The 19526-nt window shown below is 71.6% G+C and carries 13 protein-coding genes; 8 read left to right on the top strand and 5 right to left on the bottom strand.

Annotated elements, in window-relative coordinates:
* Positions 1-132 precede the first annotated feature (132 nt).
* Both alaS and tsaD read right to left on the bottom strand, forming a co-directional pair.
* Positions 133-2778: an alanine--tRNA ligase gene (alaS, locus tag NQU55_RS14965; protein WP_168094773.1), complete on the bottom strand. Its 2646-nt coding sequence runs from the start codon at positions 2776-2778 to the stop codon at positions 133-135.
* 139 nt (positions 2779-2917) lie between these two features.
* A complete protein-coding gene (gene tsaD, locus NQU55_RS14960) occupies positions 2918-3988 on the bottom strand; it encodes a tRNA (adenosine(37)-N6)-threonylcarbamoyltransferase complex transferase subunit TsaD (RefSeq protein WP_256790668.1) in 1071 nt (356 codons plus the stop codon).
* A 206-nt stretch (positions 3989-4194) separates the two neighbouring features.
* Here tsaD and NQU55_RS14955 point away from each other — a divergent pair, with 206 nt between their 5' ends.
* From NQU55_RS14955 to NQU55_RS14935, 5 genes are all read left to right on the top strand, one after another.
* Positions 4195-4722: a nucleoside-triphosphatase gene (locus NQU55_RS14955; RefSeq protein WP_168094774.1), complete on the top strand. Its 528-nt coding sequence runs from the start codon at positions 4195-4197 to the stop codon at positions 4720-4722.
* Between the two features lie 130 nt (positions 4723-4852).
* Complete coding sequence (locus NQU55_RS14950) at positions 4853-6994, top strand: DUF4139 domain-containing protein (RefSeq protein ID WP_168094775.1); 2142 nt, start codon at positions 4853-4855, stop codon at positions 6992-6994.
* Between the two features lie 7 nt (positions 6995-7001).
* A complete protein-coding gene (locus NQU55_RS14945) occupies positions 7002-8597 on the top strand; it encodes a DUF4139 domain-containing protein (protein ID WP_256790667.1) in 1596 nt (531 codons plus the stop codon).
* Positions 8598-8790: 193 nt separating this feature from the next.
* Positions 8791-10980, top strand: coding sequence for a catalase/peroxidase HPI (gene katG / locus NQU55_RS14940; protein ID WP_256790666.1), 2190 nt, complete (start codon positions 8791-8793; stop codon positions 10978-10980).
* 214 nt (positions 10981-11194) lie between these two features.
* On the top strand, positions 11195-11695 hold the full coding sequence (locus NQU55_RS14935; RefSeq protein ID WP_256790665.1) for a peptidylprolyl isomerase: 501 nt from the start codon (positions 11195-11197) through the stop codon (positions 11693-11695).
* A gap of 95 nt (positions 11696-11790) precedes the next feature.
* On the opposite strand, the gene NQU55_RS14930 is transcribed toward NQU55_RS14935, so the two are convergent.
* Both NQU55_RS14930 and NQU55_RS14925 read right to left on the bottom strand, forming a co-directional pair.
* Complete coding sequence (locus NQU55_RS14930; protein ID WP_168094891.1) at positions 11791-12714, bottom strand: RNA polymerase sigma-70 factor; 924 nt, start codon at positions 12712-12714, stop codon at positions 11791-11793.
* 52 nt (positions 12715-12766) lie between these two features.
* Entirely contained in the window at positions 12767-13240 is a 474-nt protein-coding gene (locus NQU55_RS14925) for a carboxymuconolactone decarboxylase family protein (protein ID WP_168094892.1), read from the bottom strand.
* A gap of 279 nt (positions 13241-13519) precedes the next feature.
* On the opposite strand from NQU55_RS14925, the gene helR reads away from it, so the two are divergent.
* Positions 13520-15673 (top strand): RNA polymerase recycling motor ATPase HelR, encoded by a 2154-nt coding sequence (gene helR, locus NQU55_RS14920; protein ID WP_168094895.1) that lies wholly within the window; start codon positions 13520-13522, stop codon positions 15671-15673.
* A gap of 284 nt (positions 15674-15957) precedes the next feature.
* Positions 15958-17268, top strand: coding sequence for a M14 family metallopeptidase (locus NQU55_RS14915; RefSeq protein WP_168094893.1), 1311 nt, complete (start codon positions 15958-15960; stop codon positions 17266-17268).
* A gap of 31 nt (positions 17269-17299) precedes the next feature.
* Here NQU55_RS14915 and NQU55_RS36815 read toward each other — a convergent pair whose 3' ends face one another.
* Positions 17300-18250 carry an amidohydrolase family protein gene (locus NQU55_RS36815; RefSeq protein WP_256790664.1) on the bottom strand — a complete coding sequence of 317 codons (951 nt, stop codon included), beginning with the start codon at positions 18248-18250 and terminating at the stop codon, positions 17300-17302.
* A 545-nt stretch (positions 18251-18795) separates the two neighbouring features.
* Between NQU55_RS36815 and NQU55_RS14905 the strand changes: the two genes are divergently transcribed.
* The gene (locus NQU55_RS14905) at positions 18796-19497 is read left to right on the top strand and encodes an aspartate/glutamate racemase family protein (RefSeq protein WP_168094894.1); all 702 of its coding nucleotides are present in this window, start codon (positions 18796-18798) and stop codon (positions 19495-19497) included.
* Positions 19498-19526 lie beyond the last annotated feature (29 nt).

Here is a 19526-nt window from a genome sequence, read left to right as displayed (position 1 = left end):
AATCTCGCCAAGAAGGGCGCTCGCACCTTGCTGCGCGGGGCCGTGAGGAGCGCGTGACCGGCCGGCACACGCTCCCCTCGGCTCAGCGGTCAGCGGTCAGCGGTCAGCGGTCAGCGGTCAGCGGTCAGCGGTTCAGTGGCCGCCGACGAGGCGGGGAAGTTCCGCCAGGACGTCGTTCAGCCGCTCGGCGGGGATGCCGCCGCCCTGGGCGATCTCCGCAGAGCCTCCGCCGCGGCCGCCCAGGAGCTGCTTGACCAGCGCGCCGGCGTTCAGCCCGGCTTCCCGGGCCGGCGCCGTGAGGGCCAGGACCAGTCCGCCGGACGCGGTGGCGGCGGCGACCGCGCCGGGCCGGCCCTGCGGGAGGCGGTCGCGGACGGCGAGGGCCAGGGCGCGGGCCTCGTCCGTGGTGCCGTCGGCAGTGGTGGTGACGACGAGCGTGCCGCCCGCGTCCACGGCCCGGCCGGCCAGTTCGGCGGCCTGAGCCGCGGTGGCCCGCGCCTTGAGGCGGGCGTTCTCCCGGTCCGCGGCCTTGAGGCGGTCCAGGAGGCCGGCGATCTTCTCGGGGAGTTCGGCGCGGGGCGCGTTCAGCTGCTCGGCGATGCGGGAGACCAGGTCGCGTTCCCGGGCGAGGTAGCCGAAGCCCTCGACGCCGACCGCGGCCTCCAGGCGGCGCATGCCGGCGCCGACCGAGGCCTCCGCGGTCAGGGCGACCGTGCCGACCTGGGAGGCGTGGTCGACGTGGGTGCCGCCGCAGAGTTCCCGGGACCAGGCACCACCGATCTCGACGACCCGGACCTGCTCCCCGTACGTCTCGTCGAACAGGGCGAGCGCGCCGAGCTCCTTGGCCTCCGCCAGGGGCATCCAGCGCACGCCGACCGGCAGGTCGCGGCGCAGGGCGCGGTTGGCGGCCTCCTCGATCTCACTGCGGACCCTCTGCGAGAGGGCGCCGCGCCAGGGGAAGTCCAGGCGCAGGTAGCCGGGCCGGTTGTACGAGCCGGACTGCAGGGCCGTCGGGCCGAGGGTCTCGCGGAGCGCGGCGTGCAGGACGTGGGTGCCGGAGTGGGCCTGACGGGCCCCGAGGCGCCACTCGGGGTCGACGGCCGCGACCACCGGGTCACCGGCGGCGAGCTCTCCGGCAGTGATGCGCACCTGGTGCACCACCAGGCCGGGCAGCGGGCGCTGGACGTCGAGGACCTCGGCCTCGGCCGAACTGCCGGAGATGCGGCCGGCGTCGCTGTCCTGGCCTCCGGACTCGGCGTAGAACGGGGAGCGGTCCAGGACGACCGAGACGATCTCGCCCTCACGGGCGGCCGGCACCGGGCCGTTCGCGCCGAGGACGGCGAGCACCTTCGACTCGGTGGTCAGGGTCTCCCAGGCGCGCCATTCGGTGGGGCCGTGGGCGTCCAGGACGGTGCGCAGCGCGCCGGTGTCGGTGGCGCCGCCGGACTTACGGGCCCGGGCGTCGGCGCGGGCCCGTTCGCGCTGCTCGTTCATCAGCGCGGTGAAGCCCTCGCGGTCGACCTCGACCCCCTGTTCGGCGGCCATCTCCAGGGTGAGGTCGATGGGGAACCCGTAGGTGTCGTGCAGCAGGAAGGCCTGCTTGCCGGGCAGCGAGCGGCCGCCTTCCGCCTTGACCTTCGAGACGGCGGTGTCGAGCACGGTGGTGCCCTGCTTGAGAGTGGCGCGGAAGGCGTCCTCCTCGCCGTACGCCTGGTCCACGATGCGGGCGAAGGCCTCGGTGACCTCGGGGTAGCCGGGGGCCATGCAGTCGCGGGCCACGGTCATCAGCTCGGGCAGGGCCGGGTCGTGGAAGCCGAGCTGGCGCATGGAGCGGACGGACCGGCGCAGGATGCGGCGCAGCACGTAGCCACGACCCTCGTTGCCGGGTGCGGTGCCGTCGGCGAGCAGCATCAGGGCGGTGCGGACGTGGTCGGCGACGACCCGCAGGCGGACGTCGGCCTGTGCGTCGGCGCCGTAGCGGACCCCGGCGAGTTCGGCGGCTCGGTCGAGGACCGGGCGGGTCTCGTCGATCTCGTACAGGTTGTCCTTGCCCTGGAGGAGGGTGGCCATCCGCTCCAGGCCCATGCCGGTGTCGATGTTGCGGCGGGGCAGTTCGCCGAGGATGGGGTAGCCGGACTTGCCGGCGCCCTCGCCGCGCTCGTACTGCATGAAGACCAGGTTCCAGAACTCCATGTAGCGGTCCTCGTCGACCGCCGGGCCGCCCTCGCGGCCGAGCGCCGGGCCGCGGTCGTAGTACAGCTCGGAGCAGGGCCCGCACGGGCCGGGGACGCCCATGGACCAGAAGTTGTCCTCGTCGCCGCGGGCCACGATCCGCGCGTCCGGCAGCCCGGCGACCTCGCGCCAGATGCCGCGGGCGTCGGTGTCGGAGTGGTGGACGGTGACCCAGATGCGGTCGGGGTCGAGGCCGTAGCCGCCCTCGGCCTGCGCCTTCGTCGACAGCTCCCAGGCGAAGCCGATGGCCTCTTCCTTGAAGTAGTCCCCGAAGGAGAAGTTGCCGTTCATCTGGAAGAAGGAGCCGTGCCGGGTGGTCCTGCCGACCTCCTCGATGTCGAGGGTGCGGATGCACTTCTGCACGCTGGTGGCGCGCGGCCAGGGCGCCGCCTGCTCCCCGGTCAGGTACGGCTTGAAGGGAACCATGCCTGCGTTGACGAACAGCAGGGTCGGGTCCGGCGTCGGCAGCGGGGCGCTGGGGACGATGGTGTGGCCGCGTTCGGCGAAGAAGTCGAGGAATCTGCGGCGGATGTCGGCGGTACGCAAGGTGTGCTGCTCCGTTGCTCGGATCTCAGGCGCGGGTCTGGGACGGGACGGGGGACGGCGGTGCGGGCCGGCGGGCAGGGGACGGGGGGCGGCCACGCGGACCGATGCGCGGGGCCGGGGCGCCGGGGGCCGGAAGGGATCACGCTGCCCGGACGGCCGACCGGGCGAGCGGGGTCAGGGCCGCGTACTCGAGCGGAGCCGAGGGGTCGATCGACACGTCGAGGGGCGCCGGTTCGGCGCCGGAGCGGACGAGGAGGTCGCCGACGGCGGCGATCATCGCGCCGTTGTCGGTGCACAGGGTCATGGGCGGGACGCGCAGTTCGATCCCGGCCGAGGCGCAGCGCTTCTCCGCCAGGGCGCGGACCCGGGAGTTGGCCGCCACTCCCCCGACGACGATCAGCGTCCTGACGTCGTACGCGCGGCAGGCGGCGAGCGCCTTGCGGGTCAGCACGTCGGCCACGGCCTCCTGGAGGGCGGCGGCCCCGTCGGCGACCGGGACCTCCTCGCCGCGCAGCCGGTGGCCCTCGACCCAGCGGGCCGCCGCGGTCTTGAGGCCGGAGAAGGAGAACGCGTACGGGTCGTCGCCGGGCCGGGTCAGCGGGCGGGGGAAGGCCACGGCCTTCCGGTCGCCCTCCCGTGCCGCCCGGTCGATGGCGGGGCCGCCCGGGTACGGCAGGCCGAGGATGCGGGCCACCTTGTCGAAGCACTCCCCCGCCGCGTCGTCGAGGGTGTCGCCCAGGTGCAGGATCGGCTCGCGGACCAGGTCCCGTACGAGCAGCAGGGAGGTGTGGCCGCCGGAGACGATCAGCACCACGCACGGTTCGGGCAGCGGGCCGTGTTCGAGGGTGTCGGCGGCGACGTGCCCGGCCAGGTGGTGGACGCCGTACAGCGGAACCCCGGCCGCGTAGGCGAGGGTCTTGGCGCCGGACAGTCCCACCTGGAGGGCGCCGGACAGGCCGGGGCCGGTGGTGACGGCGACGGCGTCGATCCGGCTCAGCCGCATCCCGGCCTGGTCCAGGGCCTGGCGCACGACCGGGTTGAAGGAGTGCAGGTGCGCCCGGGCGGCGATCTCGGGCACCACCCCGCCGAACCGCGCGTGCTCGTCCATGCTCGACGCCACCACGTGCGCGAGCAGTTTCCCGTCCCGCACGATGCCCACGCCCGTCTCATCGCACGACGACTCGATTCCCAGCACCACCGGTGCACCCACAGCACGTCTCCCTCTGCTTTTTCCTCGCAACTGCAATATATGTGCAATAAGAGGAGAGGTGGGCACGGCCCCTGTCCGCCGAGCCCGTACCCCGCGCCCGGGTTGGCGAGGGGAGGCCGCGCAGCCGGAGCGTCGCCTCACCTCTGCGGCCTCGCCCGCGCGAGGATCGCGGGGACGGCTCCCTGCACGCACTCCCGGAGGACGCGATGCCGACCAGGATCCTGCTCGAAGGACGGCCGGGCGTGGGCAAGACGACCGCCGTGCGGCGACTGGCCTCCCTGCTGCGCACCCGTACGCCCGTCGGTTTCACGACGGAGGAGATCCGGGAGGGCGCCGCCCGCGTGGGATTCGCGCTGGAGACGCTGGACGGCAGGCGGGCCGTACTCGCGCATGTCACCTTTCCCGGGCCGCCGCGCATCGGCCGGTACGGTGTCGACCTCCGCGTCATGGACGAACTGGCCCTCTCGGCCCTCGCCCCGCTGTCACCGGGCCCGGCGGCCGGGGTTCTTGCGCTCATCGACGAGCTGGGCGGCATGGAGCTCGCCAGCTCTGCGTTCCGGGCGGCCGTGGAGGAACTGCTCACCGCCGACATCGACGTCGTCGCCACCGTCCACGCGCGCCACGCCCCGTTCACCGACGCTCTCAAGCAGCGCGCCGGCATCGAACTGGTCCACGTGACGGCGCAGAACCGGGACGCGCTGCCCGGGGAACTGGCGGCACGGCTGGAGACATAAGAGGACTTCGCCGGAAGTGCTCATCCCCCGCCCGTACGACGGGTAACCGACATCCGGACCGGCGCGGATGCGCGGACCGCTCCGGCGTAGGCTTCGCCCAACACGGACGCGGTGGGGGGCGCAGCAGCACATGACGGCTGAGACGGCACAGAGGTGGGGATCGACCCTCGATTCGGTCGTGGTGTACGCGCAGGGCGCGCTCTGCCGCCGCCTGGCCCGGGGCAGCGTGCCGCCGGACGGCCGGGTGCGGGTGACGGGACTTCCCCGCACGCTTGACCCCGGCTCACTGCGGGCCCGGGTCCTGGGCGCTCCGGGCGTACGTGTCACCGAGGCCCGGGTGGAGTTCGAGGCCGAACCGCCCGGCACCGGTGCGCCCGAGGGGTTGCGGCGCGAGGTCGAGCGGCTGCACGACGAGTGCGCGGCCGCGCAGGGCCGCCGGGACCGGCAACTGAGCCTGATCGAGGAGGTCAGGGCTCTGCGCCCGGCCCCGCCGGCCCGCAAGCGCGAGGAGTCGCACCGCCGCACCCCGGTCGACGCGTGGCTGGGGCTCGCCGACTTCGTCGAGGAGCGGCTGACCGGGCTGCACGCCCGCCTCGTCGAGCTGGAGGAGGCCCTGCGCCGCGTCGAGCACGAACTCGGCGTCGCTGTGGACAAGCTCGACCGCGCCTCTACCGACGCACCGTCAGCACACGTGGAGACCACGGTCTCCGCGGTCCTGACGCTCGACGGCACCGCAGACGGCACCGCTGAGACGGAGGCGGGGCCGGACCTGGAACTGGAGCTGGAGTACGGGGTGCCGGGCGCCGTCTGGGTGCCCGCCTACCGCCTCGCCCACCGTCAGGGCGACGGCACCGGCGATCTGGTGCTGCGCGCCTCGGTCGCGCAGCGCACCGGCGAGGACTGGACCGGCGTGCGCATCGCCCTGGCCACCGCCGACCTTCGGCGCCGCACCGACCTGCCGAGGCTCCGCTCGATCCGGATCGGACGCCGTCAGCCGGTCCTCGCGCCGTCGGGCTGGCGCGAGCCCCCGGCGGGGCTCGCCGACCTGTTCGCCGGATACGAGGCGGCCGGCCCTCGCCCTGATACGACCGGCGCCGCGTGGGCCGGTTCCGCGCCCGGTGGCGCCGCGGGCGGTTCCGCGCCCGGTCCCGTTCCGCCGCCGCCGGCAGTCATGGCGGCAGCAGCACCGGCGCCGGCGCCGCAGGGTTACGGCGCACCGCAGGGCTACGGCCCACCACCCCCGGCGCCCGGCGGCGCAGGCGGCCACTACCCGGAGGGCTTCGCGGGCGAGATGCCCGAGCGGTCGCAGCCTGCCCGCTCCCGGTCGGGAGCCGGACCGCACCCCGGCGGCAGCCCCTTCGCGGCGGCCCCCGCCCCCATGGCGCCCGCGGCTCCCGGCCGGGCTGCGCCGCCACCACCGCCTCCGGCACCCGGTCCGCCGCAGCCGAGCACCGCCGAGCTCGACTACGCCGGCCTCGTCCTGTGCGGCCCCGACGAGCAGGGCGGTCGCCGGGGCAGGCTGTTTCCTGACGCTCCCTTCGACGCGGTGACGGCCGAGTACCAGCGCCGCGCCGAAGCGGTGGCCGCGCTGCCGCTGCCCGGGCACGCCGTGCGGCCCCGCGAGTCGGCGGGCTCCTTCGACCACCGCTTCGACGCCACCGCGCGCGCCGACGTTCCGTCGGACGGCACCTGGCACACCATCACCGTCGCCCGGATCCCGGTGGGTCTGCGCCACGAGTACCTCTGCGTGCCGTCCGTGGAGCAGACCGTGTACGGCTCGCTGGTGCTCTCCAACGCCACCGGCCAGGCGCTGCTGGCCGGCCCGGTGGAGGTCACCGTCGACGACGACTTCCTGCTGACCGCCGCTCTGCCCACGCTCGCCCCCGGCGGTGTCCGCCGCGTGGGGCTCGGGCCGACCGAGGGCATCCGGGTCACCCGCCGTACGAACCTGCACGAGTCGACCTCGGGCCTGCGCAACAACATCACCGTGCTCGACCACCGCGTCCACGTGGAGCTGGCCAACCGGCTCGCGAGGCCCGTCACCGTCGAGGTCCGCGAGCGGGTGCCGGTCACCTCCGAACCGGACGTCCGCATCGAGGAGCGGGCCGACTGGACGGCACCCGAGCCCGGCACGGGCCCCGAACACCACGCCCCGGGCACCCGCGTCTGGCGGGTGGAGCTGTCCGCCGGCGACACCGCCGCCCTCGACGGCCGTTACGAGATCCGCATCCCGGCCGGCAAGGCCCTGGTCGGCGGCAACCGCAGGAGCTGACACCACCATGTCCACGTCGCCGAACACCTCCCCGAACGTCTCCCCGAACACGGCGCCGGAGCCGATCGCCCTCCCCGTCACCGCCGTCACCTGCATGGAGGATCGCGCCCACGTCGAGCGCTCCACCGTGCTCGACCTGGAGGCCGGGGTCCAGCGGCTGCGTCTGGGGCCGGTCAGCGCCCTGGCCGTCGACCGCACCCTCCACGCCGAACTGACCGCCGATCACCCCGCGACCGTGCTCGACGCACGGATCGTCCGCACCTGGACGCCGCGCGAGCCGTTGCCGTCCGCCGACGACTCCGCCCTGCGCCGACGCGTGCGCCTCCTCGAAGAGGAGCAGCTCGCCCTGGAGCAGCGACGCGATCGGCTGCGCGCCCGCCTCGACCTCCTGGGCCGCCTCGCCACCGATGTGCTGCGGGAGATCGGCGAAGGCGCCGGCGCCGGGGAGGCCGAAGGGCCCCGCTGGGCCCGCGAGCTGGACCGGGTGGACGACGAACGCGACTCGTACGGCGAGCAACTCCGCTCCGTAGAGGCCCGGCTGACCGCCCTCGCCGCCGAACTCAGAGAGGTCTGGCAAGCCATGGACCTCTCCGAGGAGGAACCGGCGGAGCTCACCGGTCACATCGAACTGACCGTGGAGGCCGCGGCCGCCGGGCCGGTCGCGCTGCGCCTGAGCCACCTCACCGCGTGCGCACTGTGGCGCCCTGCCTACCGGGCCGTGCTCGACGGGGACTCCCTGACGCTGGAGACCGAGGCGACGGTCTGGCAGCGCACCGGCGAGGACTGGACGGACGTACGGCTGACGCTGTCGACGGCACGCTCGGCGCAGGCCACCGAGCCGCCGCGGCTGGGCGAGGACCGGCTGACGCTGAAGGACCGCTCCGCCGCGGAACGCCGCACGGTCGACGTCGAGATGCGCGAGGAGGAGATCGCAGACCTCGGCCCGGTCCCGGTGGTCGGCCTGCCCGGGGTGGACGACGGCGGCGAGACGCGGGTGCTGCGCTCCCCCGCCCCGGTCTCCGTGCCCGCGGACGGCCGCGCCCACCGGGTGCCGCTCTCCGTCTTCACCACGGCCGCGAGCAGCGAATACGCCTGCTCACCCGAGCTGTCTCCGCTGGTCACCCAGGTGGTGCGGTTCGACAACCTGTCCGGCCACGCGCTGCTCGCCGGGCCCGTGGACCTGGTCCGCGGCAGTGGCTTCAGCGGCCGCGGCACGCTGGACTTCACCGCTCCCGGCACCCCTGTCGAGCTCGCATTCGGCAGCTGCGACGACCACCGGGTGGTCCGGGAGAGCGAGGAGTCCCGTGACTCCGCCGGCATCATGCAGCGGACCGTGGTCACCCGCACGGTCCGGTTGCACCTGTCCCGGTTCTCCGCCCCCGGCGAGCACGGCGAGCGGGTGGTCGTCCTGCGGGAGCGGATCCCGGTCTCCGAGGTCTCGGCGGTGGAGGTGCGCCTGCGCAAGGAAGCCTGCTCCCCGGCGCCCGCCGTGGTCGACGCCGAAGGCATCGCCCGCTGGGACGTCCCCCTTCCACCGGGCGGCCGCCGCACGGTCACCCTGGTCTACGAGCTGTCGGCGAGTTCGAAGGTCGCCGGGCTCTGAGCCCGGCGGCGCCGGCCCGCTGCGAACACGCTGCCGGGCCGGTACGTGTTACGCGGGGGTACTCTGCGTGTTTTCGTGACGGTTCGGTCCGCGGTGCGCGACCATACGGATTCCGGCTCGGCAGCAGAAAGGCGACAACGCCAGGAGCGAGCAGCCGGCAAAGGGAAGCACCGAGGCAGGAAGAAGGACGGACGTGGCCGGCAGCGAAAGTGAGAACCCGGTAATCCCCTCCCCCACCCCGACGCCGTCTCATCCCCGGACGAACCGGGACTGGTGGCCGGAACAACTGGACCTTCAGGTTCTCCACCAGCACTCGCCTCGGTCCAATCCGCTGGGCGCGGACTTCAGCTACGCGGAAGAGTTCGCGACCCTGGACGTGGACGCGCTGAAACGGGACGTCTTCGAGCTGATGACGAGGTCACAGGACTGGTGGCCCGCCGACTACGGCCACTACGGGCCGCTCTTCATCCGGATGAGCTGGCACGCCGCGGGAACGTACCGCATCGCCGACGGCCGGGGCGGCGGCGGCTCCGGCGCCCAGCGCTTCGCTCCGCTCAACAGCTGGCCGGACAACGCGAGCCTGGACAAGGCGCGCCGTCTGCTCTGGCCGGTCAAGCAGAAGTACGGCCGGAAGATCTCCTGGGCCGATCTGCTGATCTTCGCCGGAAACTGCGCCGTGGAATCGATGGGGTTCAAGACGTTCGGTTTCGGCTTCGGGCGGGAGGACATCTGGGAACCCGAAGAAATCTTCTGGGGGCCCGAGGACACCTGGCTCGGAGACGAGCGCTACCGCGGTGACAGGGAACTGACCGGTCCTTTCGGTGCCGTGCAGATGGGACTGATCTACGTCAATCCGGAGGGGCCCAACGGAAACCCCGATCCGATCGCCGCCGCCCGGGACATCCGCGAGACGTTCGGGCGCATGGCGATGAACGACGAGGAGACGGTCGCGCTCATCGTCGGCGGGCACACGTTCGGCAAGTGCCACGGTGCCGTCGATCCCTCGTACATCGGCCCGGAACCGGAGGCCGCCCCCATCGAGCAGCAGGGCCTCGGCTGGCGGAACACCTGCGGCAGCGGCAAGGGCGCCGACGCGCTCACCAGCGGGCTGGAGGGCGCATGGACCTCTGCGCCGACGACATGGGACAACGGGTACCTGGACAACCTCTTCAGGTACGACTGGGAGCTGACGACGAGCCCGGCCGGCGCGAAGCAGTGGACTCCCACCGATCCCTCGGCCCGGGACACCGTGCCCGACGCCCATGACCCGTCGAAGCGGCACGCCCCCATGATGCTGACGACGGACCTCGCGCTGAAGCTGGACCCGGTCTACGCGCCGATCGCGAAGAGCTTCCACGAGAACCCGGACAAGCTGGCGGAAGCGTTCGCCAAGGCCTGGTACAAGCTGTTGCACCGCGACATGGGCCCCCTCCCCCGCTACCTCGGCCCGTGGATTCCCGAGCCCCAGCTGTGGCAGGACCCCGTCCCCGGCGTCGATCACCAGCTGATCGCGGACGAGGACGTCGCCGACCTCAAGAGCAGAATCCTCGCGTCGGGCCTGACCATCCCCCAGCTGGTCACCACCGCCTGGGCGTCGGCGGCGAGCTTCCGCGGCACCGACAAGCGCGGCGGGGCCAACGGGGCACGCATCCGGCTCGCGCCGCAAAAGGACTGGGAGGTCAATGCCCTTCCCGAGGTGGCCGAGGCCGTCCGGACACTTGAGCAGCTCCGGCAGGACTTCAACGGCTCACAGGCCGGCGGAACGAGGGTTTCCCTCGCCGACCTGATCGTCCTGGGCGGGTGCGCGGCCGTCGAGCAAGCGGCGAAGAACGCCGGGCACGACATCACGGTGCCGTTCGCGCCGGGGCGCACGGACGCCTCGCAGGAGCAGACCGACGTCGAGTCGTTCTCGGTGCTCGAACCCAAGGCGGACGGGTTCCGCAACTACCTCCGGGCGGGAGAGAAGCTGTCGCCGGAGACCCTCCTGCTGGACCGCGCCAACCTGCTGACGCTGACCGCCCCCGAGATGACGGTCCTGGTCGGCGGAATGCGGGCCCTCAACACCGGCCACGAGCAATCTCCGCACGGCGTCTTCACCCACCGGCCGGAGACTTTGACTAACGACTTCTTCGTCAACCTGCTCGACATGGGCACCGAGTGGAAGGCGTCGACCTCAAACGAGAACGTGTTCGAAGGCCGGGATCGCGCCACGGGCGAAGTCAAGTGGACGGCCACCGCCGTCGACCTCATCTTCGGCTCGCATTCCCAGCTCCGGGCCATCTCGGAGGTCTACGGGTCCGAGGACGCGGGTGAGAAGTTCGCGCGTGACTTCGTGGCGGCGTGGGACAAGGTGATGAACCTCGACCGGTTCGACCTCGTCTGAATCCACCGGTTCGACCTCGTCTGATTCCGGGGTCGCAGTCCCGGCCGGCTGCTCATGGGCTGCCGGCCGGGACCTCGCTGCCCGCCCGAAGCGCGACTTGCCGACATGCCCCGGAGCCGGACACTGCCGCGGGCCGAGCCTCCCTGTGGCACACTCATGATCACTTTTGAGCGAGCGCCCGGCAGGGCGTTCCGACTGACAGAGTGAGGAACTCATGACCAAGGTCCGGCTCAGCACCAACCATGGCGACATCGTGCTGGAGCTCAACAGTGAGAAGGCCCCGAAGACGGTCCAGAACTTCCTGGAGTACGTCGACGCCGGCCACTACAACGGCACGATCTTCCACCGCGTGATCTCGGGCTTCATGATCCAGGGCGGCGGCTTCACCCCCGACATGGAGCAGAAGCCGGCCAACGCCCCGATCGAGAACGAGGCGAACAACGGCCTCCAGAACAACCGTGGCACCGTGGCCATGGCACGCACGAACGACCCGCACTCGGCGAGCGCGCAGTTCTTCATCAACACCGTCGACAACGACTTCCTGAACCACACCTCGCCGACGCCGCAGGGCTGGGGCTACGCGGTGTTCGGCAAGGTCGTCGAGGGTGACGACGTCGTCGACGCGATCAGGGATGTCCGGACGGCCAACAAGGGGGCCCACCAGAACGTTCCGGTCGAGCCCGTGATCATCGAGCGCGCGGAGCGCGTGGCCTGACCTGAGCAGGCATGGAGGGCGGCCCGCCGTCACTCCCGGCCGACGCCCCCCGGCGGCACCGGGGGGCACAGTACGCAGGGAACCGGAGCGTGCGGTCAGTTCGGCTGCCGGCGGACCTGCTTCACCTCGCGGTCGACGGCCCAGGCGTCGGCGACCGGCCCGATGTGGCCGAGCTTGTCGGGGTTGATGACCGAGCGGATCGTCTGGATCTGCCCGTCGAGCACGTCGAGGACCATGGTGTGGAGCACCTTGCCGTCCCGGTCCCGGAAGATCGCGCCGGGCTGGCCGTTGACCTCGTGCGGCTCGAACGACACGTCGATCCGGACCAGCCAGGGGTAGACCGTGCCCAGCAACCGGGCCACGTTCTTCGCACCCACAACAGCCCTGGCCAGCTGCGGAGCCTTACCGCCGCCGTCCCCGACCATCTGCACGTCGGCGGCCAGCAGGTTCTGCAGCCCGGCCACGTCGCCGTTCTGCAGCGCGTCGAAGAACCGCGTCGCCAGTTCCTGCCGCTCCTGGCGATCCGCCGCGAAGCGCGGCCGCCCGTCCTCCATGTGCCGCCGCGCCCGCACCAGCAGTTGCCTGCAGGCCGCCTCCGAACGTCCCACCGCCGCGGCGACCTCGTCGAACCCGAAGGCGAACACCTCCCGCAGCAGGAAGACCGCCCGCTCCAACGGGCTGAGCCGCTCCAGCAACAGCAGCGCCGCCATCGACACCGAGTCGGCCAGCTCCACCGAGCGCGCCGGATCCTGATACGGATCGTTCAGCAACGGCTCGGGAAACCACGGCCCGACGTACTCCTCCCGCCGCACCCGCGCGGAGCGCAGCACATCGATCGAGATCCGTGTCACCGCGGCCGACAGGAAGGCCTTGGTCGACGTGGGCCGTGTCGACGAGCCGTCGAAGCGCAGCCATGTCTCCTGCACCGCGTCCTCGGCCTCACTCACGCTGCCCAGAATCCGATAGGCGATCGAGAACAGCAGCGGCCGCAGCTCCTCGAACTCCTCAACCTTGCTCACGCCGAACCCTCTTCCCGCTTGCTCATGCCGATGGCGTTGCTTCCGGCGCCGCTCAGTGGAACTGCCCGGGCTTGTAGTCACCGGCCGGCTGCCGGGTGATGACGTTCATCCGGTTGGCCATGTTCATGAAGGAGACCAGGATGACCAGGGCGGTGAGCTGCTCCTCGTCGTAGTGCTCGGCGGCGCGCGCCCACACCTCGTCGCTGACCCCGCCGGCCGCGTCCGCGACCCGGGTCCCCTCCTCCGCCAGCTCCAGCGCGGCACGCTCGGCCTCGGTGAAGACCGTGGCCTCCCGCCACGCCGCCACCAGGTTCAGCCGCACCGACGTCTCGCCGGCCTCAGCGGCCTCCTTGGTGTGTATGTCGATGCAGGCGGCACAGCCGTTGATCTGGCTCACGCGCAGCGACACCAGTTCCTGCGTCACGGCCGGCAGCGGCGAGTCCTTGAGTGCCTTGCCCGCCGTCATGAGGTGCTTGATGGCCTTGCCGGCGGTCGGGTCGGTGAAGAAGTTCAGTCGCGCGTCCATGGTGTGCTCCTCAGTGGTCGTTCGTGGCTACACCCTCTGAGACGAGGCAGCCCGGACCCCTGTGACATGGACTGATGTGACCTGGCTCTCTCCCCCGCAGCGGACGGCGAAGGCGAGGGAAACAAGAAAGGCAAGGAGGATTGCTCACTCCTTGCCACTCTTAACTTATAGCGCACAGGGGGCCTTGCGGCAAGGCCCCGGCCGTGGGGCACAATCACGGACCCAGCTCGAAACCCGCCGAAATCGGAGACCCACTAAGTGCGTGTGTTGTCGTCGGAAATGGACTCCCTGTCCACCAGCGCGTTCGACCTTCCCGACCACCTCTCCCCCAAGGCCGACCCGGCACTGATCGACAGCGACGAGCAGCACTTCGCAGCCATCTCCGAGAGCCTCCGGCAGGCGATCGCCGAACTGTCCGACCGCCTCGAAGCCGCACGCAAGGCGCCCGGCGGCATCGGCCGGGAGGCGATGGACCGCGACGCGGAGATCCACCGCCTGACCGGTCGCCTGCGCACCCTGCGCCGCTTCGGCCTGGACCTGTGCCTGGGACACATCGTCCATGCGGACAACCCCGAGCCCGTGTACGTCGGACGCCTCGGCCTCACCGATAGCACGGGGCGCCGGCTGCTGCTCGACTGGCGCTCCCCCGCGGCCGAGCCGTTCTTCGCTGCGACCCACGCCAACCCGATGGGTCTGGCGAGCCGCCGCAGGTACCGCTGGACCCGCGGCCGGATCAGCGACTACTGGGACGAGGTGTTCACCGCCGAGGGGCTCGAAGGACACGCCGCGCTCGACGACCAGTCCGCGTTCATCGCCAGCCTGGGCAGCAACCGGTCGGCCCGGATGCGTGACGTGCTCTCCACCATCCAGGCCGACCAGGACGCCATCATCCGGGCGGGATCCCGTGGCGCTCTCGTCGTCGACGGCGGTCCGGGTACGGGCAAGACCGTCGTCGCTCTGCACCGCGCCGCCCACCTCCTCTACTCCGACCCCCGCCTCGGTCACCGCCGTGGCGGCGTGCTGTTCGTCGGTCCGCACCAGCCCTACCTGGCCTACGTCGCCGACGTCCTGCCCAGCCTCGGCGAGGAGGGCGTGCAGACCTGCACCGTGCGCGACCTCGTCACCGAAGGCGCCGGCGCAGCGGTCGAGACCGACCCGGGCGTGGCCCTCCTGAAGTCCTCCGCGGACATGGTGAAGGCGATCGAGGCCGCCGTCAGGTTCTACGAGGAGCCGCCCACCAAGGGGATGACGATCGTCACCCACTGGTCCGACCTCCGGCTGAGCGCCGGCGACTGGGCGGCGGCCTTCGAAGCGGTGGAGCCGGGCACTCCGCACAACGAGGCGCGCGAGCAGATACGGGAGGAGCTGATCGGCATTCTGATGGACCAGGACGGCGGCGAGGCCCCGCCCGAGCTGCTCCGCAGGTCGCTGCTGCAGGACCGCGAGCTGAACGGGGCCCTCAACCGTGCGTGGCCGATGATCGAGGCGGGCGACCTCGTCGGAGATCTGTGGTCGGTGCCCGCCTACCTGCGCAAGTGCGCTCCCTGGCTCGGCCCCGACGACGTTCGCGCACTGCAGCGCAAGGAGGCCCAGGCCTGGACGGTGTCCGACCTGCCCCTCCTGGACGCGGCCCGGCAGCGGCTCGGCGACCCGGAGGCGTCCGTGCGCAAGCGCCGGCACGACGCCTCTGTCGCCGCCGAGCGTGCGCGCAGGTCCGCCGCCATCGACAGCCTGCTGCAGAACGTCGTCATCGACGAGAGCGAAGGCGCGGTGGGGATGCTGCACGGACGGGACCTGCAGGACATCCTGATCGACGAGAGCGCACTGCCCGCCACCACGCCGGACCTGCTCGCCGGCCCGTTCGCGCACATCGTCGTGGACGAGGCCCAGGAGCTGACCGACGCCGAGTGGCAGATGCTGCTGCTGCGCTGCCCGTCCCGGAGCTTCACCATCGTCGGTGACCGCGCCCAGGCCAGGCACGGGTTCACGGAGTCGTGGCAGGAGCGGCTCGAACGGGTCGGGATCGACCGGATCAACGTGACCTCGCTGAGCATCAACTACCGCACGCCGGAAGAGGTCATGACGGAGGCCGAGCCGGCCATCCGTGCCGCGCTCCCGGACGCCAACGTGCCGACCTCCATCCGCAGCAGCGGCATCCCCGTCGTTCACGGATCCGTTGCGGATCTGGATTCGGTTCTCGGCACCTGGCTCGCTGCACACGCCGACGGAATCGCCTGCGTCATCGGCGATCCCACGTTCCGGGAGACCTCCCGCGTCCGGTCGCTGACGCCGTCGCTGTCGAAGGGTCTGGAGTTCGACCTGGTCGTCCTCGTCGACCCGGAGACGTTCGGCACGGGCATCGAAGGAGCCGTCGACCGCTATGTCGCGATGACCCGCGCGACCCGGCAACTCGTCATCCTCACCAGTTCCTGACGCCTTCCCCGCTCGGCCGCTGCCCGTTCCCGGTGCCGGGTGCACATGCGTGTCCCTATCCGTGCCCCTTGGCCGCCTCGTGCGACCAGGGGCACGGCGCGCGCAGGGGTGCCGACGGGCCGGCAGATTCGGCACTCTGTTGCGCAGGAGTGGACCGGAGTACTTTCCGCCCCATGGGGACACGCGCGCGGACCACCCGCATGACGTACAGATCGCTCCTGACAGCGGCCGTATGCCGCCCCTTTCGACCGGTCGACCGGTCCCGGCCCCGTAGGCGCCCACCGATGACGGCTCGCACCCGTACCCGTACGCGCACCTTGGCCACCGGCTTCGCCGCCGCCGCACTCGCCGTGACGCTCGTCCAGGCACCTGCGCAGGCCGCTCACGCCCCGCACCGCACCGGCTTCGAAACCGGCTTCGAACTCAGCGACGGAAGCCGCTGGACCACTCAGGACGAGGAACAGCGGCTCCTGGCGGCCCTCGACCGGTCGAGCGACCGCGTCGCCGTCCGCCGCATCGGCACCACCCGCCAGGGCCGGCCGCTCCAGCTGGTCCGCGTCGGCCCGGCCCGCCGCACCGCCGAAACCCTCCTTCTGGCCTGCAGCCAGCACGGCGACGAACCCGCGGGCCGGGAAGCCTGCCTCATCAGCATCCGCGACCTGGCCCACGCCACGGACCCGGACACGCTGCGCTTCCTCGAACGCACCACCGTCCTGGTCGTCCCCACCGCCAACCCCGACGGCCGCGCCGCCGACACGCGCACCAACGCGGACGGCGTCGACATCAACCGCGACCACCTCGCCCTCAAGGCCGCCGAGAGCCGCGCGCTGGCCGCTGTCATCCGGGACCACCGGCCCGACATCGTCTACGACCTGCACGAGTACGGCGCCACCCCGCCGTATTACGAGAAGGACCTGTTCGACCTCTGGCCCCGCAACCTCAACACCGATCCGCGCGTGCACCGGGAGGCACAAATCCTTTCGGCGGACTACGTACGCCCGGCCGCCCAGGACGCCGGGCACAGCACCGGCACGTACGGCATCTGGACCGACCCCGTCACCGGCGACCCGGTCAAACAGGTGGCCGGCGACGGACAGGAGCGGATCCTGCGCAACGCTTCCGGCCTCAAGCACGCCATCGGTCTGCTCATCGAGAGCCGCGTCAACCCGATGACGGACGCGGAGAAGGCGGACCCGGCCGTGAACAACCGGCGTCGCGTCGAGTCCCACCTCGCCGCGCTCGACGGGACCTTCGCCTTCGCGGACGAACGACGTGCGCACATCACCGCGGCCACGGCCGCGGCACGCGTCAAAGGCCTCGCCGACCGGGGCCCGGTCCACCTCGCCGGCGCCGACAACGAACCCGCACCCCCCGACCGGACCCTGCCCGACCCGCCCTGCGGCTACCGGCTGACCGCGGAGCAGTACGCGGACACCCAGGACGAGCTCGCCCTGCACGGCGTCAAGACCGTACCGTCGCCCGCGGGCGGTGCGCTGGTCCCGCTGCGCCAGCCGCTGCGGGCCCTGGTGCCGCTGCTGCTGGACGCCAGGGCATCGTACGAACTGACCGCGGCCGAACCCGTGGACCACTGCTGACGGCTGAGACGCAGGTGTGCGGGGCGGGACGTCACTCCGCCCCACACACCTCCGGGGCCTCCTTCTTCAGGCCGAGCAGCCGGAAGTAGTTCTGCCCGAGGGCGATGTGGCGGAACGCCTTGTCGCCCAAGGCCTTGTTGATGCGGCTGGTGACCTCGAGCTCCTGCTCGTAGACCGAATAGTCCTTGTCCCGGGACGCGACGAAGTCGGTGCCGGGAATGGCCCGGGTCGGATACCGGTCGAGGAACGCGGCGTACTTCTGCCGGACACCTGGCTTGCTGAAGTACTGGTCCTCCAGCACGCGCCAGCTGAGGTCCAGGTTCAGCTCGGGGTGGGCGTCCAGGAGCCTTGTCATGATGGCGATGTGCTCGTCAGGGTCCATGGTGGACAGTTCCTTGGACAGTCCCATGTGCGCCCACACGATCTTGTTCTGCGGGTAGCGCCTGAGGGTCTCCTCCATCAGGTGGAGGTACTTCAACGGTTCCTTGTCGTTGCCGAGATCCGAGTGAATGGTGATCGGGATCCCCCGGTCCCGCAGCACCTTCATGAACGGCGCCCAGTTCTTGATGTTCTCGCTGGTCGCGGACGTGTGGTGATTGGGGAACAGCGCCTGCTTGACGAGGTTCACCTCCCCCGCCCACCGGAACATCCCCGGGAACTCCTTGTCGTAGAGCGCGATCCCGGGCGGGATCGTCTCGGGGTGGTTGAGGTCCATGAAGGTCATGGAGAGCGCGAGGTCGGGGTCCTTCGGCTTCGCCTCCATGTAGTTCACGGCGTTGGCGAAGTCGTTCTTCATGCTCGGCACCACGGGTGTGCCGGGACAGTTGAGGTAGTAGGTGCAGTCGGAGTCCACCGGCAGCATCTGCCCGATGCCGTAGATGCTCGCGTGGTGGACACCGCTCTTGTTCAGATAGCCGTTGAGCTCCTCGAACGGAACCGGCCGGCCACCGAACGGACGGAAGTGGAGGTGGCTGTCGACCACCGAGGTGTACGGCTCTCTCGCACGGTCGAAACAGCCGTGTTCCGCCAAGGCGCTGCCCGCGCCTGCCGGAGAGGCGGCGACGGCCACCGCCGTCAGAACCGCGCCGGCGATACCGAGGCGCCTGCTGATCCGGGTCGCGCTGCTGATGACGGCCTCCGCTCATTCCGTGCGAACGGAGGCCGGGCCAAGCCTTCGAGAAGGTGCCGGCACACCGCACACTTTCGTCACAGAGCGCTACTGAATCATTCCCCCGCACGCGTACGGGAGGGCGCGCGGGGTGCACCTGAAGCATCCTCACCGGCTTTCACACCTACAGGTGGCACCGCGCTCCCCCACCCGGCGGACACGGGGATCTGCAGCACGGATCCGGGCGGCCAGGTCCGCGTAGGGGACGGTTCTCCCGTCCGCAAACCACGCGACTGGCGGCGACACCTTGAAGCACTCAAAGCAATCCTTATCGAGATGCCGAATGCCTGGCGCCTACCTTATGGTTCGCGTAAGCGCGGTGACGTACGAGGAGCGGGAGCACAAGCGTGGACACAGGCATGAAGACGATCGGGCTGATCGGCGGGATGAGTTGGGAGTCGACGGCGGAGTACTACCGGATCCTCAACGAGCGGACGCGTGAGCGGCTCGGTGGTCTCCACTCGGCCCGCTGCGTGCTCTACTCCGTGGACTTCGCGGAGATCGAGCGGCTGCAGGTCCAGGGCCGATGGGCGGAGGCCGGCGAGGTTCTGGCCGGCGCCGCCCGGTCGTTGGAGGCGGCCGGTGCCGAGCTGCTGCTCATCTGCACCAACACCATGCACAAGGTCGCCGGCTCCGTCGAGGCGGCTGTCTCGGTCCCGCTCCTGCACCTCGCGGACGCCACCGCGGCCGCCGTCCGCGCCGCGGGACTGCGCCGAGTGGGGCTGCTGGGCACCGCGTTCACCATGGAGCAGGACTTCTACCGGGGCCGGCTCGCGGCGGGCGGGCTCGACGTGTGCGTCCCGGACACCGAGGGGCGTGCGCTCGTTCACCGGGTGATCTACGAAGAACTGTGCGTGGGTGTCGTCCGCGAGGAGTCGCGTACTGCCTACCGCCGGGTCGTCGAGGAGCTCGTCGCCGCGGGCGCCGAGGGCGTCATCCTGGGGTGCACCGAGATCGAGCTGCTCCTCCGCCCCGAGGACAGCCCCGTACCGCTCTTCCCCACCGCCCGCCTGCACGCCGAGGCAGCGGTCGACGCGGCCCTGGCCGGGCACGCCGGTTGAGGGGTGGCGCCTGCGGCCCATTCGCGGCC

This window comes from Streptomyces telluris (assembly GCF_024519335.1).
GTDB lineage: Bacteria > Actinomycetota > Actinomycetes > Streptomycetales > Streptomycetaceae > Streptomyces > Streptomyces telluris.
The sequence above is the reverse complement of the archived record's forward strand: the minus strand, read 5'-3'. Positions and strand labels throughout refer to the sequence as shown.

What these genes read in the sequence shown, in the direction of transcription:
- NQU55_RS14945 (WP_256790667.1), top strand. Translation starts at nt 7,002, where the DNA reads ATGTCCACGTCGCCGAACACCTCCCCGAACGTCTCCCCGAACACGGCG.
- NQU55_RS14925 (WP_168094892.1), bottom strand. Translation starts at nt 13,240, where the DNA reads ATGGACGCGCGACTGAACTTCTTCACCGACCCGACCGCCGGCAAGGCC.
- NQU55_RS14955 (WP_168094774.1), top strand. Translation starts at nt 4,195, where the DNA reads ATGCCGACCAGGATCCTGCTCGAAGGACGGCCGGGCGTGGGCAAGACG.
- NQU55_RS14915 (WP_168094893.1), top strand. Translation starts at nt 15,958, where the DNA reads ATGACGGCTCGCACCCGTACCCGTACGCGCACCTTGGCCACCGGCTTC.
- NQU55_RS14935 (WP_256790665.1), top strand. Translation starts at nt 11,195, where the DNA reads ATGACCAAGGTCCGGCTCAGCACCAACCATGGCGACATCGTGCTGGAG.
- helR (WP_168094895.1), top strand. Translation starts at nt 13,520, where the DNA reads ATGGACTCCCTGTCCACCAGCGCGTTCGACCTTCCCGACCACCTCTCC.
- NQU55_RS14950 (WP_168094775.1), top strand. Translation starts at nt 4,853, where the DNA reads ATGACGGCTGAGACGGCACAGAGGTGGGGATCGACCCTCGATTCGGTC.
- NQU55_RS14905 (WP_168094894.1), top strand. Translation starts at nt 18,796, where the DNA reads ATGAAGACGATCGGGCTGATCGGCGGGATGAGTTGGGAGTCGACGGCG.